Below are 26,229 nucleotides of genomic sequence, written 5' to 3'. Positions count from 1 at the left end.
ACGATGCTTTGAAACGGCGTCCACGTTGCCCTGAAACACCGTCTACCTTCGTCTGAAATGACCGTCTACGATGGCCTGAAATACGCAGCCTGTATAACGTATAACGTTGACGATACGCACTTTTTGATAACCAAGCGCAGAAAAACGAAGTGTTGGAGGGATTTACGAACAGCTGTTTGCTTTGCTGGTCCAGTTAGTCCATGACAACCGTCAGAGCCCAGGCTAAACAACATAATGCCATATTTTACATAACGTGAATTATCGCATCTTTGCGTTCTTCCGTTAAGGAGAGATTCAATGGAGCCCACGACGATCGCCATCGACCTGGCTAAGCGCGTTTTTCAGATCCATTACGTCGAGTTCTTCGCCATCAGCTCTCGCGGCTACGGGCGCTTGATGACGTGAATTTGCAGCCTATCTAGGCCTTGTGCCGAGGCAGAACAGCTCAGGCGGCAAAGTCCGGTTGGGTGGCATCAGCAAACGCGGTGACGTCTATTTACACACCCTACTCATTCACGGTGCACGATCAGTCATCTCAAGCACGAAACATATTGCCCGTAGTTTTTATTTATCCACGGTTGCACAGGTGTATTGAACGATGGCAAGACAGGTTGGACCGTGCAAAGGCAAGCCTGAGACATTTCTCGGACCTCGAGTCCGCTAATTAGATTAGGACCTTTGCGGCGAAATCCATCGGGGCCGGCGGGCACGCCCGCGATCGAGTCCGGATATAAGTCCGCAACCACCCTTTTGCCGCGCACAATCGCCTTGCAAGAGATGTCGTGTTTGGACCTCGATATGCTTGCTGGTTCCTGGTAGGATGACGGAGCCGGCCATGCATCGACATCGAGCAGCACTGGTGACATTGAATATGCGAGGCCTGCGGCTGGAAATCCAGTGCCGGAGGCTTCGATGGTAACGACAGAGCGGATAACCATGACGATGTGCCAGCTAGACCGAATGTGGTGGACGGCAAACTCAAGCCGTGGCGCTAAACGTCATTACGAGGAATCGGAATCCGGTTGTGCCGCTGCCAATCTCGCGTATTGGCGCCCTAACCTAACCCCGTTAAGCAGCCAAAATATTGACAATGGTACCATTACAAAAGAAATTGCGCTTATGGATAAGCCTAGCATCCCCATGCCAGCATAGGCCCAAGCGCCCAATTGGTCACCTGAGCGATAAGCTACTGTATCAATAAAACTCTTGATCTTATATCTTATTTTTTCGTCTATAGCTGCAAATAGTGTTTCCTGAACGGGTTTGGTAATTGAAAAATTTATGATACGAGAAATTATTCTAAATGCAATGAGGGTTGCGACTGTCTGCTTCCAGGCAAGCATGCCAAAGCCTATGGTGCTTGTTACTGGCGCCATTGCAAGAGCAATAGAAATCCCCAAATAACGAATTACGCGACCAGTTAAAAACAATTGAATTATTATTGTGACAGCGTTGACGGCAAGGTCAATCGATGAAAATAATTTAATACGTTCTTTATTATCAATATCTAGACCTTGTATTATTATAGCTTGATGGAAATACAATGCTGTTGACGTTAGCGACAAGAGAGCAACGTAGACGCATAGGCCCGCGACGTGGAAAGATCGTAGGGCTGGAACAATGCGAAGTATTTTTGTAAGGCTGTTTACATTTGTATTATCATCCTGTTGGACTCCGCTCGTTATGCTGCCGGCACGCTTCCTCTTACCCAGATAAGCTATCCTCCTACGTTTCTTATCTAGTTCCGTTGACGTTGATGTAAGATGCAGTGTACTGCGAGCCGCTAATTCGAGTAAAATTGCTGCAATTGCCAATGTCCACCCTGGACCAAGCAGGCCTGACAGCGCAGTACTCACACCTGAACCTGCCAGCGCACCCAAATTCGCGCCGGCTGACACCATTCCAAAAAGTCGCCCGCCTTGCTCTTTGTTGAACTTGTCGATAGTCATCATCCAATACAGGGTCATCGCAAAAACGCTATAGGCAGAAACCCAAATGAAAAACACATCCTCCATCCAAAATGCCTGTTCTGGTACAGAAGATCGCATTAGAATTGCAAAGATTACAAGGATCGCGACGCAAACTCGATAACTGATCGAAACTGCACGCTGCAAAGGAACTTTGTTTAATAATTTTGAAAATAAAAATGAAATAAGCAACATGCACAACAATGTGGCGCTGAATAACCACGTCAGTTTTTGCACGCCGCTCACGGCGCCCATCGTGTCACGGATAGGCCGGATTAGGTAATAGGCTAACGATAACCAGAAAAGACCTAGCGCACTCCAAAGCAACGGTCGAACTTCATCGGGACGCAGCTTGAACCGCATGTACCATTGTTCACGACTGGTGCTTATCATACTAAGTAGTTTAAAATAGTCATGTCTCACTGTTGTCCTTACCAGTTCTACGCATGTACTGCCCTACGCTAACCTAGTGCCTTGTAAGCTGCATCACAGCATTCATCCTGGTGGCTGGATCACCATTTGTATAGCGTAGCGGCCGTTCCTGTAAAGGATTTGGCGTGCTGCGATATGACGCAGACTGAGCAGCATAGCTGACACTATTCATGCTTAACCAGAATCCTTATCATCGTGCTGTTGCCCCACCTCTGCATGCTCGAGCGCAGCTTCAGCTTAACCGGTTTAGGCGACTGGAGCTCGACAGCGAGCGACTGCCCAGCCCCCTGCCAGTGCCCATTTCGGGCCCCCTGCCAGTGTCCATTTCGTCGCGATGTGCGGAAATAAGCTGCAAGAAACATCTCGGCAGTCCCGTTCATCATTGTATTTTTCCGGTGGCACAGCCGATGCTTCTGAAAGCAGGCGCGGAATATGCGAGGAAACGGTTAGGCGGTCCACAACCTGGAACCAATGGCATGAGCTACGCATGGAAGAGGAGTTCAACATTATGAGTGACTATCTGAATTATGTTGGAATTGGCTTGATAACGCTTTTACCAATCATCAACCCAATTACCAGCGCTAGCGTATTTCTCGGATTGAGTGCTCACATGAGCCCTACGCAGCGCAATCAACAGATCAATTTGACCGCGTTTTATGTACTGATATCTCTACTAGCTTGTTTTTACGCAGGTAGTGCCATTATGAATGCGTTTGGCATTTCAGTTCCAGGAATGCGTGTCGCGGGAGGGATGATTGTCACCTATATTGGTTTTGGAATGCTCTTCCCAAAGTATCACGAGATTGAAACACAAAAGAAAATAGCATCAACGCCTCCAGCAAATGTGGCTTTTATTCCACTTACCTTGCCCGTGACCGTTGGCCCAGGCGCGATCGCGATGATTGTTAGCGATGCTTCAGCAATCCACCGAACGGGTGGGTATAGTCTGATCGATCACCTCGTCGTACTAACCGTCGATATTGCGCTTACGTTGATTCTGTGGATGACTTTGCGCAGCGCATCACGGGTGCTTCATTTGTTGGGAAGGTCTGGCACCGATGCTATTTCCCGAGTAATGGGTTTCATGCTGGTCTGTATGGGGGTTCAGTTTGGCTTAAATGGGCTGCACGGGGCCTTCATGGCGCCAAAATGACCGTTCACCCTCTGTGACCGTGTGGCAGCATGAGCGGTGGCCCATTGTCGCCGATAACGCCTGCTAAGCGAACGCCGCCGGCACAAAGCTCGCAAGTCGTTTATATGCTGCCCCACCAGCGGAGCAAGGGGCGCGGCCAAACAGACCGAGGACGCAGGAAGGCTCGCCGATCCTCAAGAATGGTATCAGGCGGAGGGCAGTCTACGAGGCGCCTGCCCTCCTTAACTCCGAGCGCTTCTTACCGGCGGACAGGATCTTCCACTTAAAGACAGTGATGAGACATGGCACATTGCGGCACCAACCTGTGCAATGCCGTAGCAGGCGTCACCACCCAAACGCGGACTGTCTGCGAGAAAATCCGCACGCACCTTGCCACTGAGACTAAACTATAGGAACGGTCGCACAAGATCGGCGTGATGATGTCGAATACGACATTTCTTATATGGTCGCGCCTCCTGTCACAGCCGCCGTTCCAGTTATTATGACTTCCATCAGGTGCCCATTATATTGATCCGTGACATCTCTCAAGAAGCTTACTGCCAATTTTGGTCAATCCAGTTACACACATTGTTCCATTCTTGGGTGTGCAAATACTGGTTTGTCTTTTCTTCGAGTAAGGCAACATGCTCCCAGTCGTCCATGGCGTAGGGCTGACTAAGCATAAAGTTTGCGCGTTGATAGTGGTTTCCAAGCATTTGCTCCGCTTGCAGTACTGCTAGTTCAGCTGTGGCATCCATAGTAAGGCTCAACAGAGCTGCCGGCGGAATAATTTCTTCCCATAACTCAGGCCATAGCCAGTATGTAACACCCCACTCGTTCGGATCGTATTTGTCAAAAACGGCAGGCTTTATTCCAACCGGCGTTCGCCCAGTTCCCAGCGACAGCATGCGAATGCTGCCTAAATCAGTAGCGGCTCCGCTATATAGCGCCTCAGAAATAGCAACTATAGACGGATTGTTGGCAAAAACACCACCGTCTACAAAGTAACCTAGGTTATCATCCGTTACATGATAAGGTGGAAAATAAGTTGGTGCGGCCGATGTCGCCAATGCTGCATCGGCCATTGTGATGCTGCGGTAAATATTTCCTTGACAATTGGAAATCATGCATGGAATCCAGCTATCGTTTGCCTTCTCCCACAATTGAGCCGAGTTAACCGCTACGAAAGTTTTCGCAGATGACATCAAAGCACTTCCCAGCAGTCCTTGAACAACATCTTTTAGACCATCGTTCACATATCGACAATGCCATAATCCTGAGTTCTCCAATTTTGTCGTCAAATCTTTTTCTCGTTTCCACCAGTTACTATTATTCTTGAATATTTCACCTCCCTTATTTTTATAAATATTAATAATATCTATAATATGTATTTCCTGAGCCAAACCAAGTGCCAATAGACCTCCTGTAGAAGTCCCCACAAAACCATCAGATTTATTAATGATATTGAATTTAGCATCAAGATCTTTAACGAGCAGCGCGCTAATTAAGCCGCGGATGCCACCCCCATCGAAACTTATAATTTTGAAACTCATGACATAACTCCCACAAAAATTAAGATTGATCCCATAAAAAGCGAACAAGTATATGTTGCCAAATTTATTACAAAGCGGCAGAAAAACTTGCTCCGCCTTTGAAAGCCGCCCCTGACTCACTGAACACCTCACTTTTACGTACGGCCTCTTGCGCTTTTTAAGGTAACTTTACATGTCACTCTCTCCTAGTCATTAATAGGTGGAGCCAAACGATTCCCGATGAACGGATTTTCCGCTCTAGAAGAGTGAAGCATTTGGGTTGGCGCGTCTCAGCATGCGAGTACTGGGCAACGGATGACGTTTATTTCTATCAATCACCCTATACCAAAAACTCATAATTTTCCCCTTCAACAATAAACTTATAAAACAAATCGAGGAAATCTAGAATACCCATCAACAACTGAAATGAGGCTATTATTGTAATTTATTTTCCAATTGCATCGAGGCGCCACCCCAATTTTCCTCATTAATTGCAAATTTCACACAAGCAAAAAATAATGCAATATAAACAAATTAATAAACATGCAGCCATTCTCCTCACACTTTCCGGCCTATGTTGACATAGCCAGCTCGCGACAAGTGCAATAATTTTGTCACGGTAATTTCATATTAGGTCAACTAACTAGCATGTCAAGCCAACTTCAATTCAATCACTCTCTATTTTCTCCTACCCCTGTACCGCTCGCATTTAGCTTTTGAATTATAGTAAAATTCAGTTACTCTCGGTATTAAAAATCCTTATATCGGCACTATTTTCACAAGATATTGTGGTGTGTAAATTTTTCATTTTTTATATCCTAATTTTCTAGGCTGGCCTCACTTCGGAGAATTGAACTAATATTTGACATCATCCAACGTGTCGCGCTCGCGTGGGGCTATACCGGCCTCATGCAGGATTTGCCGCGGGAGACAGCCAAGCACATTGCCAAGACTCTTTACTGGGGTCCGCTGCGCTACGACAGCTATGACGCGCGTGTTGCATAACGGTGGCCCTGTTGTTGTTTGGATGCAGCAAGCCAGCGGCACGCTCGCCGATGGCAAACGTCCAGGTTGCGTTAGCGACTCTAATACTACAGCCGTAACTATGATCGATTAAAATCACGAAAGGATTCTATGTGGCGCATGATTGATGAAGACCCTGGTGAAAGGATGGGAGCGCGAGCTAGTGGCGTTGCACGAAAGGATTGCAGGCCAGTTCAGTCCGAATGATGGACCAGTGTTCCGTCGTTGCTCGGCTGGCGGGTGTACAACGCCTGTTCAAGTGCATCCAGAACGAATTTCGTGGTCATCGACGAACTGACGCACCAGCCAACGATGCGACGGGCGAACACGTTGATCACGAACGCCACGTACAGCCAGTTCTGCCATGTCGAAACATAGGTGAATCCGACACCCGGAGCTAATTCGCTCGGCCAGCCTTGTACTGACGGTTGGCTGGCTCCAGCGGGCGCGGCACGGTCATATCGGGAATCGTTGTGCGCACACGCTTGCCGCGGATCGTGCCACGCAAGGCCTGCAGCCTCATCAGTCGTTCGACCGTGCAGCGTGCCACCACAATGCCTCCCCGCTTCATCTGTCTGCAGACCTTTGGCACGCCATAGACCTGCATGTTGACTTGCCAAACACGCCTGATCTCGGGTTGCAGCATCTCATCGCGTTTTGCACGAGCGCAGCGTCTCGACGGGTCGCGAAGCAGCGCCGTATGGCGTCGGTAGCCCGACGGGGCAGCTTGCAGATCGGCTCGAGCCCGAAGGTGTCGCGATGCGGATCGACGAAGGCCTTTAGGACTTGAATCGGCGCTTGAGCTGCGCCTGCGCGAAAAACGCACTGGCAGGTTCAACTAATGGATGCAACACCGATGCTGGCGTTTAGTTTACCTGCTGGCGTCGCGAATCCCAACATTTTTCTCGGACGTTGATTCAACTGCATGGCGATTTTGTTCAATTCTGCCTGCGAGTAGCCCGCAAGGTTAGTACCTCGCGGGAAGTACTGGAGCAGAAGGCCGTTGGTGTTCTCATTCGTGCCGCGCTGCCATGGACTTTGAGGATCGCAGAAGTAGACCTGAACATTATCACCGTGAATTTCTTGTGTTGAGCGAGCTCCATGCCCCGATCCCAGGTGATTGGAGCCTGTCAGAATTTTAGTGTGTCGAGGTCATGAGACGATAACGGAAATAAACGTGCTATGACCGAAGCCAAAGTGAAGAAGAGTAAGAACCCGAAGGCGCCGAAGCTGTTCCCCGATGAGCTCATTGGTCAACTGCTAGCGCAGGTGCAAAGCAAGGATGCCGAGTCGATTCTGGGCGAATCGGGCTTAACCGGGCAACTGAAGAAGCAACTGGCTGAGCGCATGCTCGCGGCGGAACTGACGCACCACCTGGAAAGCGAAGTCGAGCAAGGCAAGGATGGCAATCATCGCAACGGAACCCGCCCCAAGACAGTGATCACGCCCAGCGGCGAACTGAAGTTGGCTATCCCCCGTGATCGGCAGGCCAGGTTCGAGCCACAATTGGTGGGTAAATATCAACGCCGGCTGCCCGGTTTTGACGATCACGTTATCAGCATGTATGCGCGTGGCATGAGTGTACGCGAGATCCAAGGCCATTTGCTGGAACTGTATGGCCTTCAGGTGTCGCCTGATCTGATTTCAAGCTCAAGCCACCATGGCGAACAACTTCCCTGCTGATCGTAGACGGCGATCTACCAAGGCTGGCTGCGATCTTGCGAAGCGAATAGCCGGCGCCGAGGCCGCGCGAAATCTCCTCTCTATCCGCAAGCGTACGATGGCATGGATCAACGCTGCGTGTTTGTCCAGCGAGCGCCCGATATCACTTAACGACTCGCCCTCCTTCCACCGCTGCCACAACAACGCCTTCTGCGCGGCCGATAGGCCCCATCTTTTCTGGGTCACTTACCTTACCTCCTGGATTTGCATTAGACCAGAAGATGTTGCAACGACCTGTTGAACCTACCGCAACAATTTTTTGAATCTAGGACAATTTTCTACCCTGCTCAGCCGAGTTTGACGAGAAGCAATTCGCTTCCTAAAAAAGTTTGCTAATCGATGAAGTTAACCTACACTGAATGCCATGGTCCTGCTGAAAATGTGCTTAGCGTCAGTCAGTCACACACCCATATCGAATGACGGACTGACGCCATCATTGGAGCGTCCCTCTTACGTAATGCCCATGGATTTCGCGGCAGCTAGCGTTATACCCATAGTGGCGTGTGTCTAGATAGCTGGACACGGTTCGACATACATCCATTCTCTGCGGAGAGTTGACTATGTATCGCTAATTTTTGATTGGCCGTGTGCTTACCACCGAACCACTCTCGCAGTCGCTGTGTTCGCTTGCTGCAATGTACTGCAGCATTCATACGGTGTCTAGGATACATGCTTGACGCAAGCGAATAACCCATAGTGAAACCAAACTTAAAGTTAACTTATGCACAGCAACTGTCACTGGAGAGCGACCTATGGCCGTGTATGCTGATGAGACGAGCAAGTACGTTTTCAATGCGCAGGAAGGGCATCTTTGGATGCAACCTGTCAATGCAGCCCTTCCAGCAATCCAGATCAGCCTCGTGCCTGAAAATCCTAACGTTGTCGCTTGTACTCAGGCGCCAGGACCAACGTCAGAGGCAATCAGTCTGTGTCTCGTCGTTGCAGATGGCGGGCGCCAAAAAGTACTGCATGCACTGGTGCGCAACGTTCAGCAGCTTGTCGTCACCAAGAGCTTGCGTCTGAAAGCCTTCCAAAATCTCATCTCCTCCACTATTCCTATCAGCAAAGTCACGCACACGGGCGATGGCGTGTTGGTCAGCACGGCTGACAATTCACTGCATTATGCTCAACTTAACACGCCGCGTGTGCAGCCAGTCCAGCTCGCTGCCGCAACTTCGATGACTGCGCCAGGTAATTCGAACCCTTTATCAGAAGTGATTGCGGCCAAAGATGCCATCGTGACGTTCCTGAACAATCTGTGCGATCAGCTGCCAAACATGGCAGCTGCGCTCGAAAAGGCGGCAAGCCAGGAGGTTTTAAACGCGTTGGGCACCGAGATAAAAGCCCAGCAGCAAAACTTGAGTAAGATTTTCGATAAGCCGCTAACCTCGTTCATATCGCAGCATAATCAAGGCGTACAAAGGGCGACCGCAGACAAGACGATCAACACGGGAAGCGCAAATGGCGCAACTACAGGTTCCACGAACGCGAGAGCCCGGCGGCTGCTTTTGCAAAAGCTTGATGTCCAGCGCTATCTGAACCCCTTTTCAGCGCCGTCGGCAGGCGCCGCGTTAGCGCCCTCGGTTGTTGCGCAGGTGTCCGGCGACAACCCTGACCCGCTAGAAGCCTTGGGCAAGCTTTTCGAGCCGTTCAATACCCTGTTAAACGCCAGCAATCTCGCGTCGCTATTGAACATGGGCGTGACCGATCTGCTGAATGCGGTGTCTGGATCGCAGCCGTTTTCAAGCGTGATCGAAGACTTCTTCAATCTATTCAAGATCGATGAGGCGATGAACTCCTTGCACGGGGTCTTTAGCTCAGGACAGCTTTCGTCGCTCATAGGCCAACTAACGTTGAAGTCCTATCTTCAACAGCCAGTCCAAAACGCTTTCTTCAATGCGCTCTACGCGCACTATTTCCCTGGCAAAACCTTCACGATTGCGGATTTGATTGCTTTCCTGGGGGCGCTGCTTGGCTTTGTAGCGTTCGAAGTGCAGGGCAAAGAAAGCGAGTTTCAAGCCGTCTTCACCGACAAGCAAAGTCTCAACGAATTCACCAATGCCCCGGCAACGCTGGTTGCGTTAATCAATGGCACACCACCGACTTCCCCTATTGTGCCCCAACCCGTTGCCGCCATAACGATGATGGCTTCCGAGGCACCGGTTCCAGCTGCCCTGTCGCCGTCGACACCGCCTGCATGGCGCGCTGGGGTGGCGTCGGCGCTCTCGAGCGTGGTGACGTTACTTATCGGCGTCGTCGGTGTCCTAAGTTTCGGCACTGGATTGATCGCCTCGCCCACTGTCGGCGGCGTCGCGGCGAGTATCTCTCAAGGCCTGTTCGGCATGGTGCAGAATCTGAATACCAGCGACGTCAAGTGGGACCTGCTGTCAGGTTTTGCCGGCGGATTTTCTGGCGCGTTCATTTCCACGTTGATTGGCAACAAGCTGTTCGCTGGATGGGCGCAGCATGGGGCCACGCCATCGGCGCGAGTCCAAAAACTTAGGCTAATCATGATGGGCTTTGTGTTGACTTTGGGCGGCGGCGGTGGCGGCGTGGTCTCGGCCCTCGTCAAGAATTACGCCAAGACTGGCAAGCTAAATTTCGACGATCCACTAGCATTGACCACCGGCGTAATCGGTGGGATCGGCGGTGGCGCGATGGGCTGCGGCTTGCAATTCATGGGTGGCCTGAGCGGATCGATGTGCCTGCCCGTTCCTTTGTCGCTGGCAGAGGCACAGCGGACCGCGCTGAATGCCTTGGCCGGTGCTCAGCCTGCTCAAATGGACAACGCATCGTTACTACCCCATCCAAACGGAGCATTCCCGGTTAATCTTCCGAACTGGTCGACGGGTATTTACGCAACGCAATTCAACGATCCCATGGCGGTACCAAGCAGCGGCCTGTCCGTTGCTGCGGTCACTTGGGGCGAGTTCAATGGCATGGACAACAGTTATTTAGGCCACCGAGAAAGGCTTTTTTGGCTGGAAGACCTCAGCGGCGGCCCCCCCGCGTCTGCACGGAGAGCAGATCTTGTTATCGGCATACACGGCATTGGACGCTTTGTATTTCCTAACTTGACCCATATGAACCTACTGGGAAATGTAGTCAATTTCTCACGCCCTATGTATAAGACTGATTTTGCGCAGTTTCTTGCCGGTCAAGCATACTTAACTAACTATCTTAACACGATCAGAACAGCTCGTACCCCCATTGTGAAGTTGATGATTTGCTTCAGTGCCCTTCCCCTTGGCTGCTGCAGTCTCGGTCAAGAACTGGCGACGAGCCTGAATGCAACTGTCTACGCCGGACGCCCTCCCGTTTATCCCTGGCTCGACGGAAACAACATGCCGAGAGTGCCCGGCTTGGGCGGCTGGATTAAATACACTGCATAAATTTTTAAAAACCAAGAAATTTAAAATTAGGATAACTTAAAAATGGTAACCCTTAGCGACTCGATCTCTGCAGACGAGACGGCGATCGCCTCGGTCGAAGTATCACCGGTTATTCTGCCGGGCACATTGTTCTTCGGACTGTACAACGAACAGGGCTTGAAGGTGAAAGGCGGTTTTAAGGTCGAGGACCTGGTGCTCTCCAGACACATGCCGCTAGTGAGCCAAGATTTTGCAGACACGGCGGTCGCACTGAAAGACTTCCAGCTGGCGTTTGAACACGCTGTCAGCGGCACTTCCGATCCGGCTGGTAACGACCAGTTTATGCTGGAACTCACACTGGTGCTGGGCAGGAATACCGTCAGCCAGCTGAAACTGCCGCTGTCCGGCTCCACCAACCCCATTCCAGCCTACCCGCCGTTGAATACACCTGGCAATACCGGATTGGTCGCTAATCCAAACAATGGGGCTTCGCCACAAAACGTGCCACCGGGGTCCATCTTTTGGATAAACATTCAAAAATCTATCGGTCCAATACACATCGGCCGGATCGGTTTCAACTGCATAGACGACGATGTGCAGGTGCTGCTCGATGCGGAGCTGGCCACCTCATCTTTCAGCATTAAGCTCAGCGGGCTGTCGGTCACAGTGCCAATCTTTGGCCTGGACAGCCTCGACGACATCAAGATGGGCTTAAAGGGGCTGGACGTGGCATTTTCGACGTCGGCTTTGACGATCGAAGGCGGCCTGCTGTTCAGCGAGCAGGACGGTCAGGCGGAATACGACGGCGCGCTGCTGATCAAGACACCTGATCTCGCGGTCATGGCGCTGGGTTCGTTTACCTCGATCGCCAGCAATGGGCACACCGAAAATTCGCTGTTCGGCTTTGCATTCCTCGACCACGCGATTGGCGGTCCGCCCGCGTTCTTCGTCACCGGCCTGGCGGCGGGCTTTGGCTTCAATCGTTCAGTCAAAGTGCCGACAGTGGCTGAAGTCGCCACCTTCCCGTTGCTCTCTGGCTTGAACGATCCGTCCCAGCTGGGCCTGCCGGGCAGTGGCCTGCCCGCGGCGTCGCAGCTGGAGAGCGTACTGGCTAAGGTGAACAGTTACATCCTGCCTGACCTAGGCGAATATTGGTTTGCCGCCGGCGTGCAGTTCACATCGTTCGAACTCATACACTCCAATGTGGTTGCAGTGCTGGAGGTCGGGAAGGAATTCGAGATCCTGGTCTTGGGCAAATCCTACGGCGCCTTCCCGCCGACAGGCGTCACCTATGGCTACGTCGAACTGGATCTCGAAGTAGTGTTTCAGCCTGATGCGGGTTTGTTCAAGGCCGAAGCCGTCCTCTCGCAAAACTCTTATGTGCTCGATCAGAACTGTCACCTGATAGGCGGGTTTGCTTTCTATTGCTGGTTCGGCCCCAATGCGCATGCCGGTGATTTTGTATTTACCATCGGTGGTTACCACCCCGCCTTTAAGCAGCCCGATTATTATCCGCTCGTCTCGCGCCTGGGCTTCAACTGGCCGGTATCGGGCGAAGTCCTGATCAAAGGTGGCGCGTATTTTGCGCTCACGCCGTCGTGCATCATGGCTGGCGGCGCGCTGGAAGCCGTTTATCAATCCGGCAATCTGCGCGCCTGGTACACGGCCTACGCGGATTTCCTGATCTACTGGAAACCCTTCTATTTCACCGCGGGCATCGGCGTGGACGTGGGCGTGTCCTACCACGTGCACTTCCTTTTCGTGAGCACGACTCTGAATTTCGAATTAGGTGCGACGGTGGCTCTACATGGCCCGCCAACCGGCGGTATTGTGCACATCCATCTGTGGATCATCTCGTTTAGCGTGCCGTTTGGCGCCAGCGAAAGCACGGAGCACCAGAAACTGGAGTGGAGCGACTTCAAGAGAATGTTGGCTCAACCCAGGCAAGGTGCGACGCCATCTGGCGCGGCGCTGGCAGTGGCCGCCCAGAACACCGAGACACAATCTGAATTGTGTCACCTGACTGTGAGCAATGGACTGTTGAACCAGGTACAGGACAGCGATGGCAGCGTGCGCTGGCTGGTACGCGCGGACGAGTTCTTCTTTGATGTGACGTCGGCCGTGCCCATGACACAGCTCAGCTTGGCCGGCACGACGCTGCGATCGCAGTCGGGCGCCCTGGCGATTCGTCCGATGCGGGTCAGCTCCATCACCTCTTCCGAGGCGACCGTGACGGTCACGTCCGCGGATGGCAATCCGATTAGCTGGAACCCGCCACAGCCATTTACGCGTTCGTTGCCGCAAGCATTGTGGGGCGCCCCGGTGGACCAACCATCGAATGTCGATCCCAACGGCAAGCTTATCGACGGATGCCTGGTCGGTTTAAAAGCCTTGTCAGCACGGGCGACCTATCAACCGACGCATACTGGGCAGATCGACATTGTTAAGGTGTTCACCTATTTCACCCTCTACCCCAAAGGCAGCACTGCCCTGCCGTACCTGCCGATCTCGGCGGCAGCCCCGGCAGTACCGAATACGGCCACGGCCATGCCGGATGCCCGCAACGCGGTCATCAACCCTGCCATCGCCAAAACCGCGAATAACCGCGCGCAAATTGCCGCAGCGCTGACCGCCCTGACCGGTTTTGCCGCATTGGACGAGACACTGAGTGGCTTTGGCGCGGTCGAGAACTTTGCCACTGATCCTTTGATAGGCCCGCTGGCCCTTGCATGATTGGAATGAAACCAGATGAACAGCGAAATCCAGATTCGCCGCAGCCCTAACCTTCCGGTTGGCAATATCGAGTTCTTCGACAAGATTGTGCCGCCGCTGATGGCAGGCGACTATAGCGTCACGCTCTTACAAAATCTAGTCTATGGCGGCGAAAAGCAAACATTACAGCGCATGCAAAACTTCTCGGTGCAGGCGCCGCGTTTCAGCTTGGCCTCAGGCGACGTCCAATCCGTGTTTCCTGCAGATGGGTGTACTGGCAAGTTCGACAACTGTCTGCCCCAAATTGTCCTCAACAAACGCGCCCTGCCCTGGGAGCATTGGCTAGAACAGGGCGACACCAGCGGCGCTCCCTGGATGGCGCTGCTGGTACTGGACGGGTCCGAAATTAGCGTGCCGCAAAATGGCGTGGCCGCGCCGTCCCTGACGCTCTCGGCCGCGTTCCAGCTCGGTGACGTCCGCAACTTGAACGCCGGCGCTATACTCGGCCCATCCATCGCGCACCTGGACTACGGACAGAGCGACGGCGACATCGTGCGCACCATCGATCTGTCTACTTCAATCTTTCTTGCGCTCGTGCCCCATCTCGACAACGCTGCCCCGGCGACCAGCGAATTGTGCAGCCTGGCGCATGTGCGTCAGGTGAACATGGAGCACAAGGAAATCCTGAATATGACCCATTCGGGCTGGTTCTCGCTGATTGTCGCCAACCGCTTTCCCATCAATCCGGACCGGCCCACGAGGCAATTCGTCCATCTAGTCTCGCTTGAGGGCTTTAAACCCTATCTGGCGGATGGCGCGACGTTCGCACCGGGCGTCAGCACCGTCAGGTTGATCTCGCTGTATAGCTGGTCGTTCACGTGCCTGCCTGACCATGGGGAAAGCTTCAGCAGTTTCATGCTGAATTTGATGTCCGACGCCAGTGAACAAAACACCGGCCTGACCCTGCGCATGCCAGTCGCGCCTGATGTTATGACGAACGATGCCTCACCTAACAAGATTGTTAGCAAAGCTTTGCAGAATGGCTATGTGCCGTTGGCGTACAACTCGCTATACGGGGACAAAACCCTGTCCTGGTATCGCAGCCCCCTGTCGCCGCTGAAGCCCGACAATTTTACACGTGGCTCCGCCCTGCCGCAGTTTAACGCCGCGTCCGACGCGGTGATTTTTGATCCCCAGACCGGGCTGTTTAATTTGTCTTATTCGGTGGCCTGGCAGACAGGCAGACTCATGGCGCTCGGCAACCGCGCCTTTGCCACCAGCCTGATGGACTGGCGACGCAAGCTGAACCGCATTATCGATCTATTGGCGAATCTGGTGCAGGAAGACCAATTGCAAAATTTCCTGGACACCTACGACGGCGACATCAATCAGTTTTTTCACGATCAGTTGATTACCGAGAGCTTTCTCAATTTTATGCTCAACGATTTTTCCAAGCTGATCGCGCCCAACGTCAATGCGAATGCCGTCAGCTTTTCGTCGGCAGCGGACGCGGCAGCGACAGATGCGGAACTACCGCCGCAATTAGTCGAAGAGTTGCAAAAGCTTTTACAAAATGACCAAGTCGCGGCGCTGCTGAATGACGTCGAAGGGCAAGAACTACAGACCATCGTTGAATGGTTGGCGCACACGTCGCTGTTGTATGACGTACCCTTTGATCATCTGGTCGCGGACACGCGACTGCTGCCAATAGAGTCGATTCGCTTCTTTTATCTCGATCGGAACTGGACGGATAGCCTGATCGACGGGGCGATGAGTATCGGCGTTCAATCGTCCAAAGATAGCCACTACTACAAGATTACCAAGAACCTAATTCGCGACGCTTTGGACAAGCTAATCCTGGACATTCGCGAAAAGCTACTGGGATTACCGACCACCGACAAGGATCCAACGGATGGCGTCATCGCCGGCTTTTTGTTGCGCTCCGCCGTACTCACGCAGTATCCGGGGATAGAGATCAAAGGCTACAGATCCGTCGGCAAGAATGACGATGGCGCGCCGCAAGGTGTCGATCGCATGCAGCTCCTGCGACTGGACCGCTTATCGTCCAACGTACTGATCTGCCTTTTCCCCGATGCTCCCGCATGGATCGAGTTTGATGAGCCAAGCGAAGGACTGTGCTTCGGTGTAGAGCCCTCACAACAGGCGCTGGAAATCGCCATTCGCGATTTAGGCAACGGCGAGGTGCTGCCCGACGCGATCTATACCCTAGATACTGTGGCGGACTTTCGCGGCGCCCAGTCCAACCGCGTACTGAACGTCAAGCACTTGAACGCCGCATTGGCTGCAAAGCTGGGCAAGGCTTCGCTGAATGCGGCGGAGTTTGCGCTGCAATTGGTCAAAGTACCCGAGCAGTTGGTATTCACAAATCAAGCACAAACGTCCAAGTGAAAACCGTGACAAAGACAACCCAACTTCTGATCCCCATGGCGCTGCGAGCAATGCTGGTGAACCAGCCGGTGCTCAACGGCACCAAGTTCCGACGCTGGCAGAACAATTACAGCCATCTGGTGAACAACATGGATAGCCCGACGCCCGCGCCGTTCCAGGATGGCGGCGACGCGCCGAAACAAGGTATCCATTTACATTGGAAATTGCCGCAGGCCTTGAAGCATGGTCGGCCTGGAACGATCCTATTCACTGTCACCGGAACAGTAGCCAACATCGTCAATGCCTTGAACAAGAATGTAGTCAGCAGCGATCTGGCCGCCGCCTTCAGCCGCAACAGCCTAGCGCTTGCGGCAACCGGCGTCTCAGTGGCGCCGAAGGAAGACGCGAATACGAGGGGCTGGCAGGTGATCGACTGGCCAAATGCGCATCACTACCTTATCGAACTCAAGCAAGATACCACGAACATCCAATACCTTGCAGTAAGCGACGCGAGGATCAGCTTCCCAGAGGTGCCTAACCGTTGGCTGGTCATCAGGTTCCAAAACGGCATGTCCAAGGTCGATCCGACCTCCTGGATTGTCGAGAGCGACTATCTGAATGCGGCCGACGGCACAGTTTCCTTCCTCGACCCGCAGTCGCAAAACCTAGCCAGTTTGAATGCGGTCTCGAAAATCGGCAAATCGCAGCTGCTCACCGCGAGCTGGACCGAAAACGCTGCGACCGGCACCATGTATCTGCGCGCCGTCGGTCCCGGCGACGTGACGTTTTCTGCTTATGCGCCAGCGGCGCAAAACGTATTCAGCTTTGTCGATAGCGACGCGGCCAACCTGCCCGAGAACACCGCGTTGACGTACCTAGTCGCGGGCTGGTACGCCAACCCAAATTTCGATCCGCTGCAAAGCGCTTCAGGGCAAACGGCAGATTTTGTGGCACAACTGAACAGCCTGAATTGGGCCATCGAGGGAGTGTCCGACCTCGGTCAATACACGGGGCCGGTTGCCACACAATCCATCGTACACGGCATGCTGCATTCCCTGGTCTGGCAAACGGCCCGCATGCCGTTGGGCGACGCCACGCAGGTGCCTGACGATATTGGCAACTCCGTCAAGGTGGCAATCGGCAATACGTCGGTAGAGGCCCTGTCCGCACTGATCGGCGTTACGAGTGGCGATCAGGACATCGATTTGACACTGCTGGAGGCGTTGCAATACGGCTCGCTGGAAGAGCTGGACGATGTTGGCGGCCGCACCTTGGTGGCCGACAAGGCGCGTCAGGCGCGCTATGGTGCCACATCCGGTGGCCAGTCTTGGGAAATCCGCGCACGCGAGGTGAACGGCGCCGCCCTGCCGGCTGCCGAACCGCCGGATCTTTCCGACTACGCCGCGGGCCTGGCTGCGCTGAACACGGCTCAGGCCACCCTCAACGCTAACCAACGCAAGCTGGCGTCGCTGCAATGGACGCTGTATGCTCGCTGGTGGAAGAATCAAAACTATAACGTGTTGGGCCTAGGGCCCGCCAATCCACCCGATAATATGACTCAGATCGCCGCCGCGCTGGCTGCGACCTCGCCCGAGTACCAGGCCCTAGTAAGGGAGATACAGAGGATGCAGCAAAAAATCGCAGCGGCTTTTACCAGCCGCAGCATCCCTGTCTCCACCGATGCCGTTTCAATAGCAGCGTACGCCAAGGACGTGCTCAAGCTCCCCTCGTCGCTGCTATTAAAGCCCAAAAGCGCCCCGCGTTATTGGCATCCTAATGACCCTGTGCTGCTGATTTCCGGCATTGCCAATCCCGACAACGCGATGTCCACTGAGGCTTTGCCATGCCGCACACTAAGGCAGATTGTCACAGGGCTAACGATTAATGGCAAAACGGTCACGGCGGACAACTCGGCTGCGCTGATACCCATGCCTATAGCGAACGCGAGCATCCCTGCGCCAGTGTATGCACTCTGCAAAGAAACGTTTTTTCTTGATCCTGCGAATTGGCAGAATATCGCCAGCAACCTGTTCATGGGGAACGTGCAGCCCACTGATATCGGCATGGCCATCGGCAACGGCGCCTGGGCCGACGCGTCCTCCTATGCGCCGTTGCCGATGGCCGTGTCAGCGTGGGTGCAGCCGTGGGATCCGCTCTTTCTAGAGTGGAGCATCAAATGGTTCCCCACATACAGCCAGAAGGACGCCAGCTCGCCGTGGCAGTTCCAACGCAACGAATGGCAGTTTGACGGCGACGACTACCATTGGACCGGCGTTCACCTTGATGAAAGTCTGGTGGTCGGCTACACCGGACGCACAGTGCTGTCATCGCATTCGGTGTTTAACTTTGAGAACCGCCTACGCGACTACATCGCCAAGTCCAGGACGCCACAGCCGAAGTTGAAAAAACTTGATACCCTGCTGACAGCGATCCGGTCATGGGGGGTGATGTCGCAACGTCTGAGCGGCCTACACGATGGATTCGTCACGCGCTCGTCGGGTCAGGCCTGGCCGCCTATCGGTGATGTCGCGGCCCTGGTGCAGAACCAGTACCAGAGCTCGCCCGACCCCAGCAAAGGCGACCAGGACTATGACCAAGGCCCGGTCTCCCCGACGTTTTTCCCGCAAATGGGCGGTTTTTTTGTGATTGATGATATCGAAGTCGTCGACAGCTTCGGTCAATCCGTTAGCCTACTCTCGGCCAACAACAATCCTACGGGCGGCAAAGCCTCCGCCTTCACACCCATCCGTTCGAAGCAAATCACACCGGCCAACCCGAATATTGCGGTCGGCGACTACACGCCAGCGCAATTTGTGCAACAGTCCTTCAGTCTGGTACAACCCGCGCAATTGGCGATGCGCTGGGTGGACGCCACGAACGATGCTAATGAAGTGGGGCTGGCAGCAGACGCCAACCCAGTTTGTGGCTGGCTTCTGCCCAATCACCTGGACGTCGCCCTCGCCGTCTATGACCAGCAGGGCCAGCTTCTGGGCGAGGTGCGCAAGGACCTCAACCAGACGACAGTCTCCTGGTACCCAGCGCCCGACAGCCTGACACCGATTACCACGCCAGACCAGATACCTAACACGCATCTGCGCGGCGTCGTTACCGGTTTGATGGCTGCGCAAAAGCAGGCCACCACCACCTTTGATAACTTCGTCAAGGTGATTGACGAATCGCTGTGGCTGGTTGATCCGCTCTGTCCGCGGTCGGATCCGGACATGGCCGTGCTAATCGGAAGGCCGCTGGCCGTGCTGCGCTTGAAGCTTGCGCTGGAACTGGAGGGCGATGCCTACACCAACCAAAGCTGGGCCGACACCTTCACCGCCAATGATAACGCCATAAGCCAGACTGGCTTCGTCGTGCGGCTCGGCAGCCTGGCCCTACGTAAAGACGGGTTGATCGGGTATTACGCTGACGACAGCTTCCAAACCTTTAACTCGGTCCATTACCCCAGTGGACTGGACACTAGTTCCCCCTACGTCAAGCTGATCGGTGGCAAAGCGGGCAATTACCTTTCTCTGATGCCCAATGGCAGCCCTGCCTTCGTCACGCTGCTAATGGACCCCCGAGGCAGCTTGCACGGCGCTACCGGTATCCTGCCGGTCAAGGAAATATCGCTACCGCACGGCTTCTTCGAAAGCGCGCTCAGCAACATGGAGGTTACGTTCAGCGTGGGCTCCTTGTTAACTTCGGCAGCGTCGATTCAGATCCCGCGCCTTGCAGAGCAGAACGGGGCCTGGTCGTGGATTAGCCACTCAAGCACCACGCAATTCGAATCCAACGCAGTCGCCTTCAGCTCGCCCAACGCCCAGTTGTCCGCTCCGTCCATGGTGATCCAAGACGGATGGCTTAGGTTCCTGGCCAACCTTGATAAAGACGCTGCCGATGAGTGACCTTCTGCTTTCCTATTCGTTCCTGACTAAACCCGGCGTCCTGCAAGCGGGTAATCTAGGGCGGCTGACCATCATTGTGTCAAATGCCAAAGCGCCTTTCACGTTGACGGGCATCGACTTTGTGCTGACCGAAGGTACAGGTGCGCGCGATATCACCAATAGCGTAACACCAACGACGCCGAGCTTGCCGGATGGATGGAGCCATCCGGCCCCAACCGGTGGAAAGTTTTCGATGTCGCCGGCCGTCCCCTACCAGATCGGACGAGACGGACTGATCTTCGTTTTCGATCTCACGGTCAGCACCATGGTCGGCACGGCGATGATAGCCATCACCGAACACATTGAAGTGAACGGCGCACCGCAGGCTAATCGCGGCTCGCTGGCCATCCCCAAGTTCCCTCAAAGCTTCCAGCTCGACAATTTTTACAGTGCGACGCCCATCATCAATCAAGGTGACAGTGTGACGCTGGTGTGGACGGGCCAGAACCTCCATCTGGCGAACTACCGCATCAGCTACAGCGTCAACGGCCAGACCACGGTCGTCAATATCCCGGCACACACTTTTATCTACACCGTGGACGCCGTTGACGCATCCAGTGTTTTTTATCTGCACGTTAGTGCAGAGGAAGATCCAGATACCTCGTTCATTTTCCAGTCCAGCGTCTATCCCATCACGGTTAACCCGGCCATAGCAGAGTTCTGGGCAGAAGAAAGCGTTGCCGCCCCCGGCTCCAGTGTCTTGCTGAACTGGCGGGTCTCCGACACCGTGTCCAGCGCCACCATTACCTGCCCGCAAAGCGGCACGACCTGGAGCCTGGACGCCGCCGCGCTGGGCAAAAGACAGTTAGCCATTACCTTGCCGGCCATCTCGATGTTGGCGCAATATGTTTTCCAGACTTTCAATAGCGGCCAGAGTGGCACACCCCCTGTCATGGTGGCGTCGAAAACCTTGAGCATTGCAGTCAGCGCAAATATTCCATTCTTGCAAAGCGGTTACGCGCAATTCGTCACCGATGCCCAGGCCCAAGACCTTGCCCAAATGCCGTCCCGCCCGTTCGATGACACGGTGGTTCCGCAACTAATCGACGAGATCTTCTCCGCATTCAAGGTCGCTTTTCCAGATATAGACTTTTATCTCGACTGGTCCAACCAGACGCCAAACACGCGCAGCTTTGTCTACATCGACGGGCGAAAAAAGGTCGTGATCCATGGTGGGCTGATACGCATCTCCTGTCTGTACTACGAAGCCTTCTGTTTCATTATCGCGCAATGCGTCGCGCGCCTTCTTGGTCAGGCCCCGGTTGACCATAACGGCTTAACCTATATTGGCGTGGCCGATCATTACGCGACCTCCACGCTGCTCACGCGAGTGTTCTTTTCCATCTCCGATGACAGTGATCTCCTCAATGGCATCGAAGCTCAGATCAAGACGCTGTTCCAAACGGGGATATCGACACAGAATCGTACGGCCGATCCCGACAATCTGGCTGCCAATCCGGGCATTCCCTGCAGGTATAGCGCAATCAATGCCGGGATTTTCGGGCACGATGTTCCCACTTGCGTGACGGGAAGCACATAACATAACGTGTTGTTCATAACAAGTCATTCACATGCTTGCTTAACAACCTGTCTAGCCTAAACCAGAGGAAACTAAAATGGGATCGATTTATCCAGGATGCGAGGATTCTGTACATAACCTGAATCCACAAGCCAAAGTGTGCAGCGAACAGCACTGCGACAACTTTACGGAATCACAAACCTTTCACGATAACTGCAACCAATATGGGCAGGGTCACCCGCTCTACCCTATCTCAACCGCGCAATGCGTTAACCGGCAGACCGGCCAGATCACGGAACCGACTTACGATCCGACTTGGGGTTACACCTGTCCCGACGGCTATGGAACCCAGATATGCTACTGCTGCTGTTCCTGCCTGGCCAACGGCACGCCGATCGCCATCCCAGACGGAGTGAAGGCGATCGAACAGTTTGTTATCGGCGATGATATCACGGTCGGCGACTGGACTGCTGCAAAGCTTTCTTGGAAAAAAGGCTCTGTGGCGTTCAGCAGCGGCAGCGACGCGGGTTGGCCGAGCACGATGATGTTCATCGAATATGGGGAGAACAAAAAGTTGATTACATCCGTTGATCACCTGTTTCTTCTGGCAAACGGAAAATTGAAACGCGCAGACAGGGTAGTGCCCCACAAAGATCAGCTCATGAGCGCAGAAGGCACGTCGCTCGACATCCTCAGTTCAATGTCTGGCAAATGGACAAAAGGCTTACATCACGTCGCAACTGATCTCCACTTTACGGGGTCGCTCGACGGGCATTTAATCAACTCGGCAGGCGTGGTGTCCGGTGACTATTGCTTGCAGATCAACCAGCACGAGCTCATCAAGAGGGGGCTGATGGATGGACCGGACACCAGCCCGGCGCTTGGTAGCAGTGAATTTTCCACATCGAACCCCCATCTCGACGTCACCCGCGCCTCGGCCGTAAAGCGCGGCACAGATCTGGTCACCGTTGCGGCGCCCGCAGGGTTCACCGCCTTCAATCCGAATGGCGGAACCTATATCCCACCCGGCGCGGCGCAGTTCCTCACGAACGCCCAGGCCACGGACATTGTCAATAATGCCAAAGCAAGGTTCCGGGATCTGCACAGTGACTCCGGCTTCGATGCAGTCAATTACCTGCTGAAAGTGTTCAAAGCGTTCTATCCCGACATTCACATCTTGGTAGACCAGGCCAATCCTAACTTCAACACGTACGCGTTTGAAATGTACGGACAAAAGTACCTGGTCATCTCTGGGGAGATCATGCGGCTGGACGGGCTGTATGCGGATGGCTACAAGTTCATCATTGCGCAAGGCATCGCCCGGCTCCTGGGTAACACGCCGAAAGACAAATATGGTTTCACCTACGCGGCAGCGGCCGACTTTTACGCGACCTCATCGATCTTCCGCGAAGTCTTCTATCTCGACTCGGACGACTTGCCCAACAACGCGCTTGATCAAATCAAGACCGTGTTTGGATTGATCTCGGAAACCAACGCGGCAGGCGATCAAAACGATTTAGCAAACAATCCCTCGATCAAATGCCGCGTCGGCTCAATTAGTACCGGCATCATCGGCGGCAACGTACCGCTTTGCGCCTGTGCCGATCTCGCACTGCTGGCGGTGATAACTGACAGTTCAGATCCTGGTCAGTTGCGCCTCGAGCTGATCTTCAACAAGGAAATTGACTCCGCAAGTGTTAAGGACCTCTACAATTTCGAGTTCTCGTGCGGCGCCACCAAGGCGAAACTGCCCCAAGTCCTGTCCGCTCAAGTCAGTTCCTTAGCCGCGGCCACCGTCGTGCTTATGGTCGAGTCACCCATGAACGTCAAGTTCACGGTCACCGTGACAGACGTCTTGTCGACAGGTGGGTCCGTTCTCGGAGCCCAGAACAGCGGAAGCTTCAACTTCGTGTCGCCGAACTAAGCAGGGAGGCTGTCACCATGACCGATATACAAGCCATTGCGGACATCCAGCTCAACTCCATCGAAGACGGCTGCCGCCAGCTGGCCAGGATCCTTGAGTTGGATGTTCCTGTCTCTCATGAAGTCCTGATCTCGGCCGTGCAGTCCGATGAATACGCTCGCAACCTGTTGATCTGCCGCCGCACCCCTGCGTTCCTGAACACCTTGCTGTCCAATCCCATACGGCCACAGCTGCAAGCGCAAGACCGCGATCGAGGTGCGTTCGAGTTGATGAAGCAAGCCTCGCACGCGCTTGCCCGCTGGGGAGCGGTCGGTTTCTCAGTTGTGGACGACGAAGTGCTTAAGCGGCGTTTGCGAGCCTGCCTTGCCTGCCCCAACCTCAGGACTTCGAGCACCGCTACTGTCTACAAGTTGATGAAAACGCAGGCAAGTTGCGCGCTGTGCGGCTGCGACGTTGAAAAAAAAGCACGCATGAGCTCGGAGCACTGCCCGGGTGAAGATCCTGAAATTCAGGGCCGGAACCGATGGGGGCAGCTCCTTCGAACGACGTAGCGGTACTAGCGTTTCGTCCTGGACCAGTTTATGGGACTATCGGCACGTCTAGAGGCTGGGCCTTTCGGGGCCAGCAGGGTCAGCGCTGGCCGTTGCTGACATCGCTGTCGCGCTCTGCACACCCATTTACCCAACCGCACCAGCTGGCGTCAGCGTGAAGGGCACGCGATTCTCATTTTTCGCCGCCGCAAGCGCACAATCTCCTCGATGCGCCGGACACGCTGGACGATGACCCGCACTGTCTAGGCTGAGGCAGCACCACAGCGGGCCAACGCGGTTATTAGATTTAGTACTACAGCCGTAACTATTCACGGTGGCGCGCAACCACGAGCGCGATAATGAGCCTGCTGCGCTCGCCATTGATGGGTGCGACGCCAGATTGACCATCGCAGAACAGTGTTAATCGAGCTCAATCCCCTCCATAAAAGACGGCATAGCAATCGGCGAATCTCCTGCACGCTCAGCGGCACCCTGCCTTCAGGCGTTTTTTTTACTGCGCGCGCTAAGCGTCACCAGAACAGCATGGGCTAGCAGCGCGAGGGTGATATGGCGATACCAGCCCTGCCATCGGCGCACCTCGTACTGATCCAATCCGCATTCGCCCTTGGCTGCCTCAAAGCTGGTCTCAATTTGCCATCTGCGCCCCGCCACCTTAACCAGTGCCTGCTTCGAGGCCTGGCTGCGGGGCGCATAGACGAGGTAATAGGCATGCTCCCGTTTCTCATCGAGGCTGCGCCGTACCAGCAAATAGTGTCCGAAGCGGCGCTCCTCAGCGCTAGTTTGCAAGCGCCACAGCTCAATGAGTGCCCAGTCGTAGAGGCGCTCGCCTTTCGCTCCAGCGCCTGCCGACAAACGTTGCCATGCCCGGGCAGGCACGCTCTGTGCAATGCGCTGCGCACGAACATACGTCGGCCCCTGCCACCATAGCGGTTCATTCTTTGCCACCGCCATTACAAACGGCTGCTTGCGCGATTCCAACCATAGCCTCAACCTTCGATCGCCCCCGTACACCTCATCGCCCGTCACCCACCCACAGGGCACGCCCGCCTCCAGGGCGCGCTCAAGCATCTGTCGAGCCAATTGGGGCTTGGTGGCAAACTTGACCGTCTCAGGAACGCCCGCCGCCGCGCAACGCGCCGGCTCTTCTGTCCAGGCTTTGGGCAGATAAAGCTCTCGATCAATGAAGGCACTGCCCTTCTCGCCGGCATAACAGAGAAACACCCCAACCTGGCTGTTCTCGATGCGCCCCGCGGTGCCACTATACTGACGCTGCACGCCAACCGAGTGCTCGCCCTTCTTGACGAATCCTGTTTCATCCACAATCAGCACGGCATCCGTGGCTCCCAGCTGTTCGACCACATACTGGCGCAGCACGTCACGCACGGCGTGGACATCCCACCTGGCCCGATCAAGCAAATACTGTACGTTGTCTGGTGTCGATTCACCCATCCACTCTGCTAGCTGCCAGCCATTCTTGCGCTCCACCCCACCCAACAGAGCCTTCAAATAGGCCAGTGAGCGCTGTCGCGATTCCGAACGACTGAACTGGCATGCAATCCTTTCGTGCAACGCCACTAGCTCACGCTCCCATCCTTGCACCAGTGTCTTCATCAATCGTGCGCCACATACAATCCCTTCGTAATTTTAATCCATTATAGTTACGGCTGTAGTATTAGAGTCGCTAACGCAACCTGGACGTCAGGCTGTAAGGCTCGTATCCTGGAGTCATGGCAAGACGCAAAATCAGCAATGAATTATGGGCGGTGCTGGAGCCGTTGATTCCAGCGTTCACGCCCTCACCTAAAGGCGGGCGTCGGCGCACTGTTGACGACCGGGCGGCATTGAACGGTATTCTGTATGTCCTGCATACAGGCGTTCCATGGGAAGACTTGCCGCAGGAGCTCGGCTTTGGCAGCGGCATGACATGCTGGCGACGATTGCGCGACTGGCAGGCCGCAGGCGTGTGGAGCAGGCTGCATCTGGCGATGCTTTGCCGGTTGCGTGAACATGACCAGATTGAT

Annotated in this window: 12 protein-coding genes, 5 pseudogenes and 1 other annotated feature; of the genes and pseudogenes, 11 read left to right on the top strand and 6 right to left on the bottom strand. The window is 54.3% G+C overall.

Annotated features, from left to right (window positions below):
• Positions 1-400: 400 nt before the first annotated feature.
• A pseudogene (locus KQH55_RS06155) lies at positions 401-547 on the top strand (transposase); the annotation flags it as partial.
• Positions 548-1,001: 454 nt separating this feature from the next.
• On the opposite strand, the gene KQH55_RS06150 reads toward KQH55_RS06155, so the two are convergent.
• Positions 1,002-2,360 (bottom strand): NTP/NDP exchange transporter, encoded by a 1,359-nt coding sequence (locus KQH55_RS06150; RefSeq protein ID WP_255763085.1) that lies wholly within the window; start codon positions 2,358-2,360, stop codon positions 1,002-1,004.
• 526 nt (positions 2,361-2,886) lie between these two features.
• On the opposite strand from KQH55_RS06150, the gene KQH55_RS06145 reads away from it, so the two are divergent.
• Positions 2,887-3,552, top strand: coding sequence for a MarC family NAAT transporter (locus tag KQH55_RS06145; RefSeq protein ID WP_235090395.1), 666 nt, complete (start codon positions 2,887-2,889; stop codon positions 3,550-3,552).
• Between the two features lie 533 nt (positions 3,553-4,085).
• Here KQH55_RS06145 and KQH55_RS06140 read toward each other — a convergent pair.
• The 3 genes and pseudogenes from KQH55_RS06140 to KQH55_RS06130 all read right to left on the bottom strand — a co-directional run.
• Positions 4,086-5,084 carry a patatin-like phospholipase family protein gene (locus KQH55_RS06140; protein ID WP_076795153.1) on the bottom strand — a complete coding sequence of 333 codons (999 nt, stop codon included), beginning with the start codon at positions 5,082-5,084 and terminating at the stop codon, positions 4,086-4,088.
• 1,199 nt (positions 5,085-6,283) lie between these two features.
• Positions 6,284-6,905 (bottom strand): annotated as a pseudogene (locus KQH55_RS06135) (IS3 family transposase); the annotation flags it as partial.
• Positions 6,805-6,911: a sequence feature (AL1L pseudoknot), on the bottom strand. Its footprint overlaps the pseudogene before it by 101 nt.
• Positions 6,912-6,920: 9 nt before the next feature.
• Positions 6,921-7,207 (bottom strand): annotated as a pseudogene (locus tag KQH55_RS06130) (IS30 family transposase); the annotation flags it as partial.
• Between the two features lie 61 nt (positions 7,208-7,268).
• On the opposite strand from KQH55_RS06130, the pseudogene KQH55_RS06125 reads away from it, so the two are divergent.
• A pseudogene (locus KQH55_RS06125) lies at positions 7,269-7,736 on the top strand (transposase); the annotation flags it as partial.
• Here the strand turns inward: KQH55_RS06125 and KQH55_RS16820 are convergent.
• Positions 7,642-7,842 carry a helix-turn-helix domain-containing protein gene (locus KQH55_RS16820; protein WP_083703780.1) on the bottom strand — a complete coding sequence of 67 codons (201 nt, stop codon included), beginning with the start codon at positions 7,840-7,842 and terminating at the stop codon, positions 7,642-7,644. The pseudogene KQH55_RS06125 and the gene KQH55_RS16820 overlap by 95 nt on opposite strands.
• A 718-nt stretch (positions 7,843-8,560) precedes the next feature.
• On the opposite strand from KQH55_RS16820, the gene KQH55_RS06115 reads away from it, so the two are divergent.
• The 7 genes from KQH55_RS06115 to KQH55_RS06085 all read left to right on the top strand — a co-directional run bounded on the left by KQH55_RS06115 (position 8,561) and on the right by KQH55_RS06085 (position 24,208).
• A complete protein-coding gene (locus tag KQH55_RS06115; protein WP_076795151.1) occupies positions 8,561-11,200 on the top strand; it encodes a hypothetical protein in 2,640 nt (879 codons plus the stop codon).
• 42 nt (positions 11,201-11,242) lie between these two features.
• Complete coding sequence (locus KQH55_RS06110; RefSeq protein ID WP_235090394.1) at positions 11,243-13,912, top strand: DUF6603 domain-containing protein; 2,670 nt, start codon at positions 11,243-11,245, stop codon at positions 13,910-13,912.
• 15 nt (positions 13,913-13,927) lie between these two features.
• A complete protein-coding gene (locus tag KQH55_RS06105; protein ID WP_235090393.1) occupies positions 13,928-16,300 on the top strand; it encodes a hypothetical protein in 2,373 nt (790 codons plus the stop codon).
• 5 nt (positions 16,301-16,305) lie between these two features.
• Positions 16,306-20,175 carry a hypothetical protein gene (locus KQH55_RS06100; protein ID WP_139337350.1) on the top strand — a complete coding sequence of 1,290 codons (3,870 nt, stop codon included), beginning with the start codon at positions 16,306-16,308 and terminating at the stop codon, positions 20,173-20,175.
• Complete coding sequence (locus tag KQH55_RS06095) at positions 20,168-21,754, top strand: hypothetical protein (protein WP_076795141.1); 1,587 nt, start codon at positions 20,168-20,170, stop codon at positions 21,752-21,754. The genes KQH55_RS06100 and KQH55_RS06095 overlap by 8 nt, the downstream gene beginning before the upstream one ends.
• 76 nt (positions 21,755-21,830) lie before the next feature.
• Positions 21,831-23,657: a hypothetical protein gene (locus tag KQH55_RS06090; RefSeq protein ID WP_139337349.1), complete on the top strand. Its 1,827-nt coding sequence runs from the start codon at positions 21,831-21,833 to the stop codon at positions 23,655-23,657.
• A gap of 17 nt (positions 23,658-23,674) precedes the next feature.
• The gene (locus tag KQH55_RS06085) at positions 23,675-24,208 is read left to right on the top strand and encodes a hypothetical protein (protein WP_076795137.1); all 534 of its coding nucleotides are present in this window, start codon (positions 23,675-23,677) and stop codon (positions 24,206-24,208) included.
• Between the two features lie 308 nt (positions 24,209-24,516).
• Here the strand turns inward: KQH55_RS06085 and KQH55_RS06080 are convergent.
• Positions 24,517-25,819, bottom strand: a pseudogene (locus KQH55_RS06080) (IS701 family transposase).
• 116 nt (positions 25,820-25,935) lie between these two features.
• On the opposite strand from KQH55_RS06080, the gene KQH55_RS06075 reads away from it, so the two are divergent.
• Positions 25,936-26,229, top strand: a 294-nt coding sequence (locus tag KQH55_RS06075) for a transposase (RefSeq protein ID WP_235090392.1), incomplete at its 3' end; no start/stop codon positions are given.

Origin of the sequence: Mycetohabitans sp. B3 (assembly GCF_021498065.1) — a bacterium.
Lineage (GTDB): Bacteria > Pseudomonadota > Gammaproteobacteria > Burkholderiales > Burkholderiaceae > Mycetohabitans.
The sequence above is the reverse complement of the archived record's forward strand: the minus strand, read 5'-3'. Positions and strand labels throughout refer to the sequence as shown.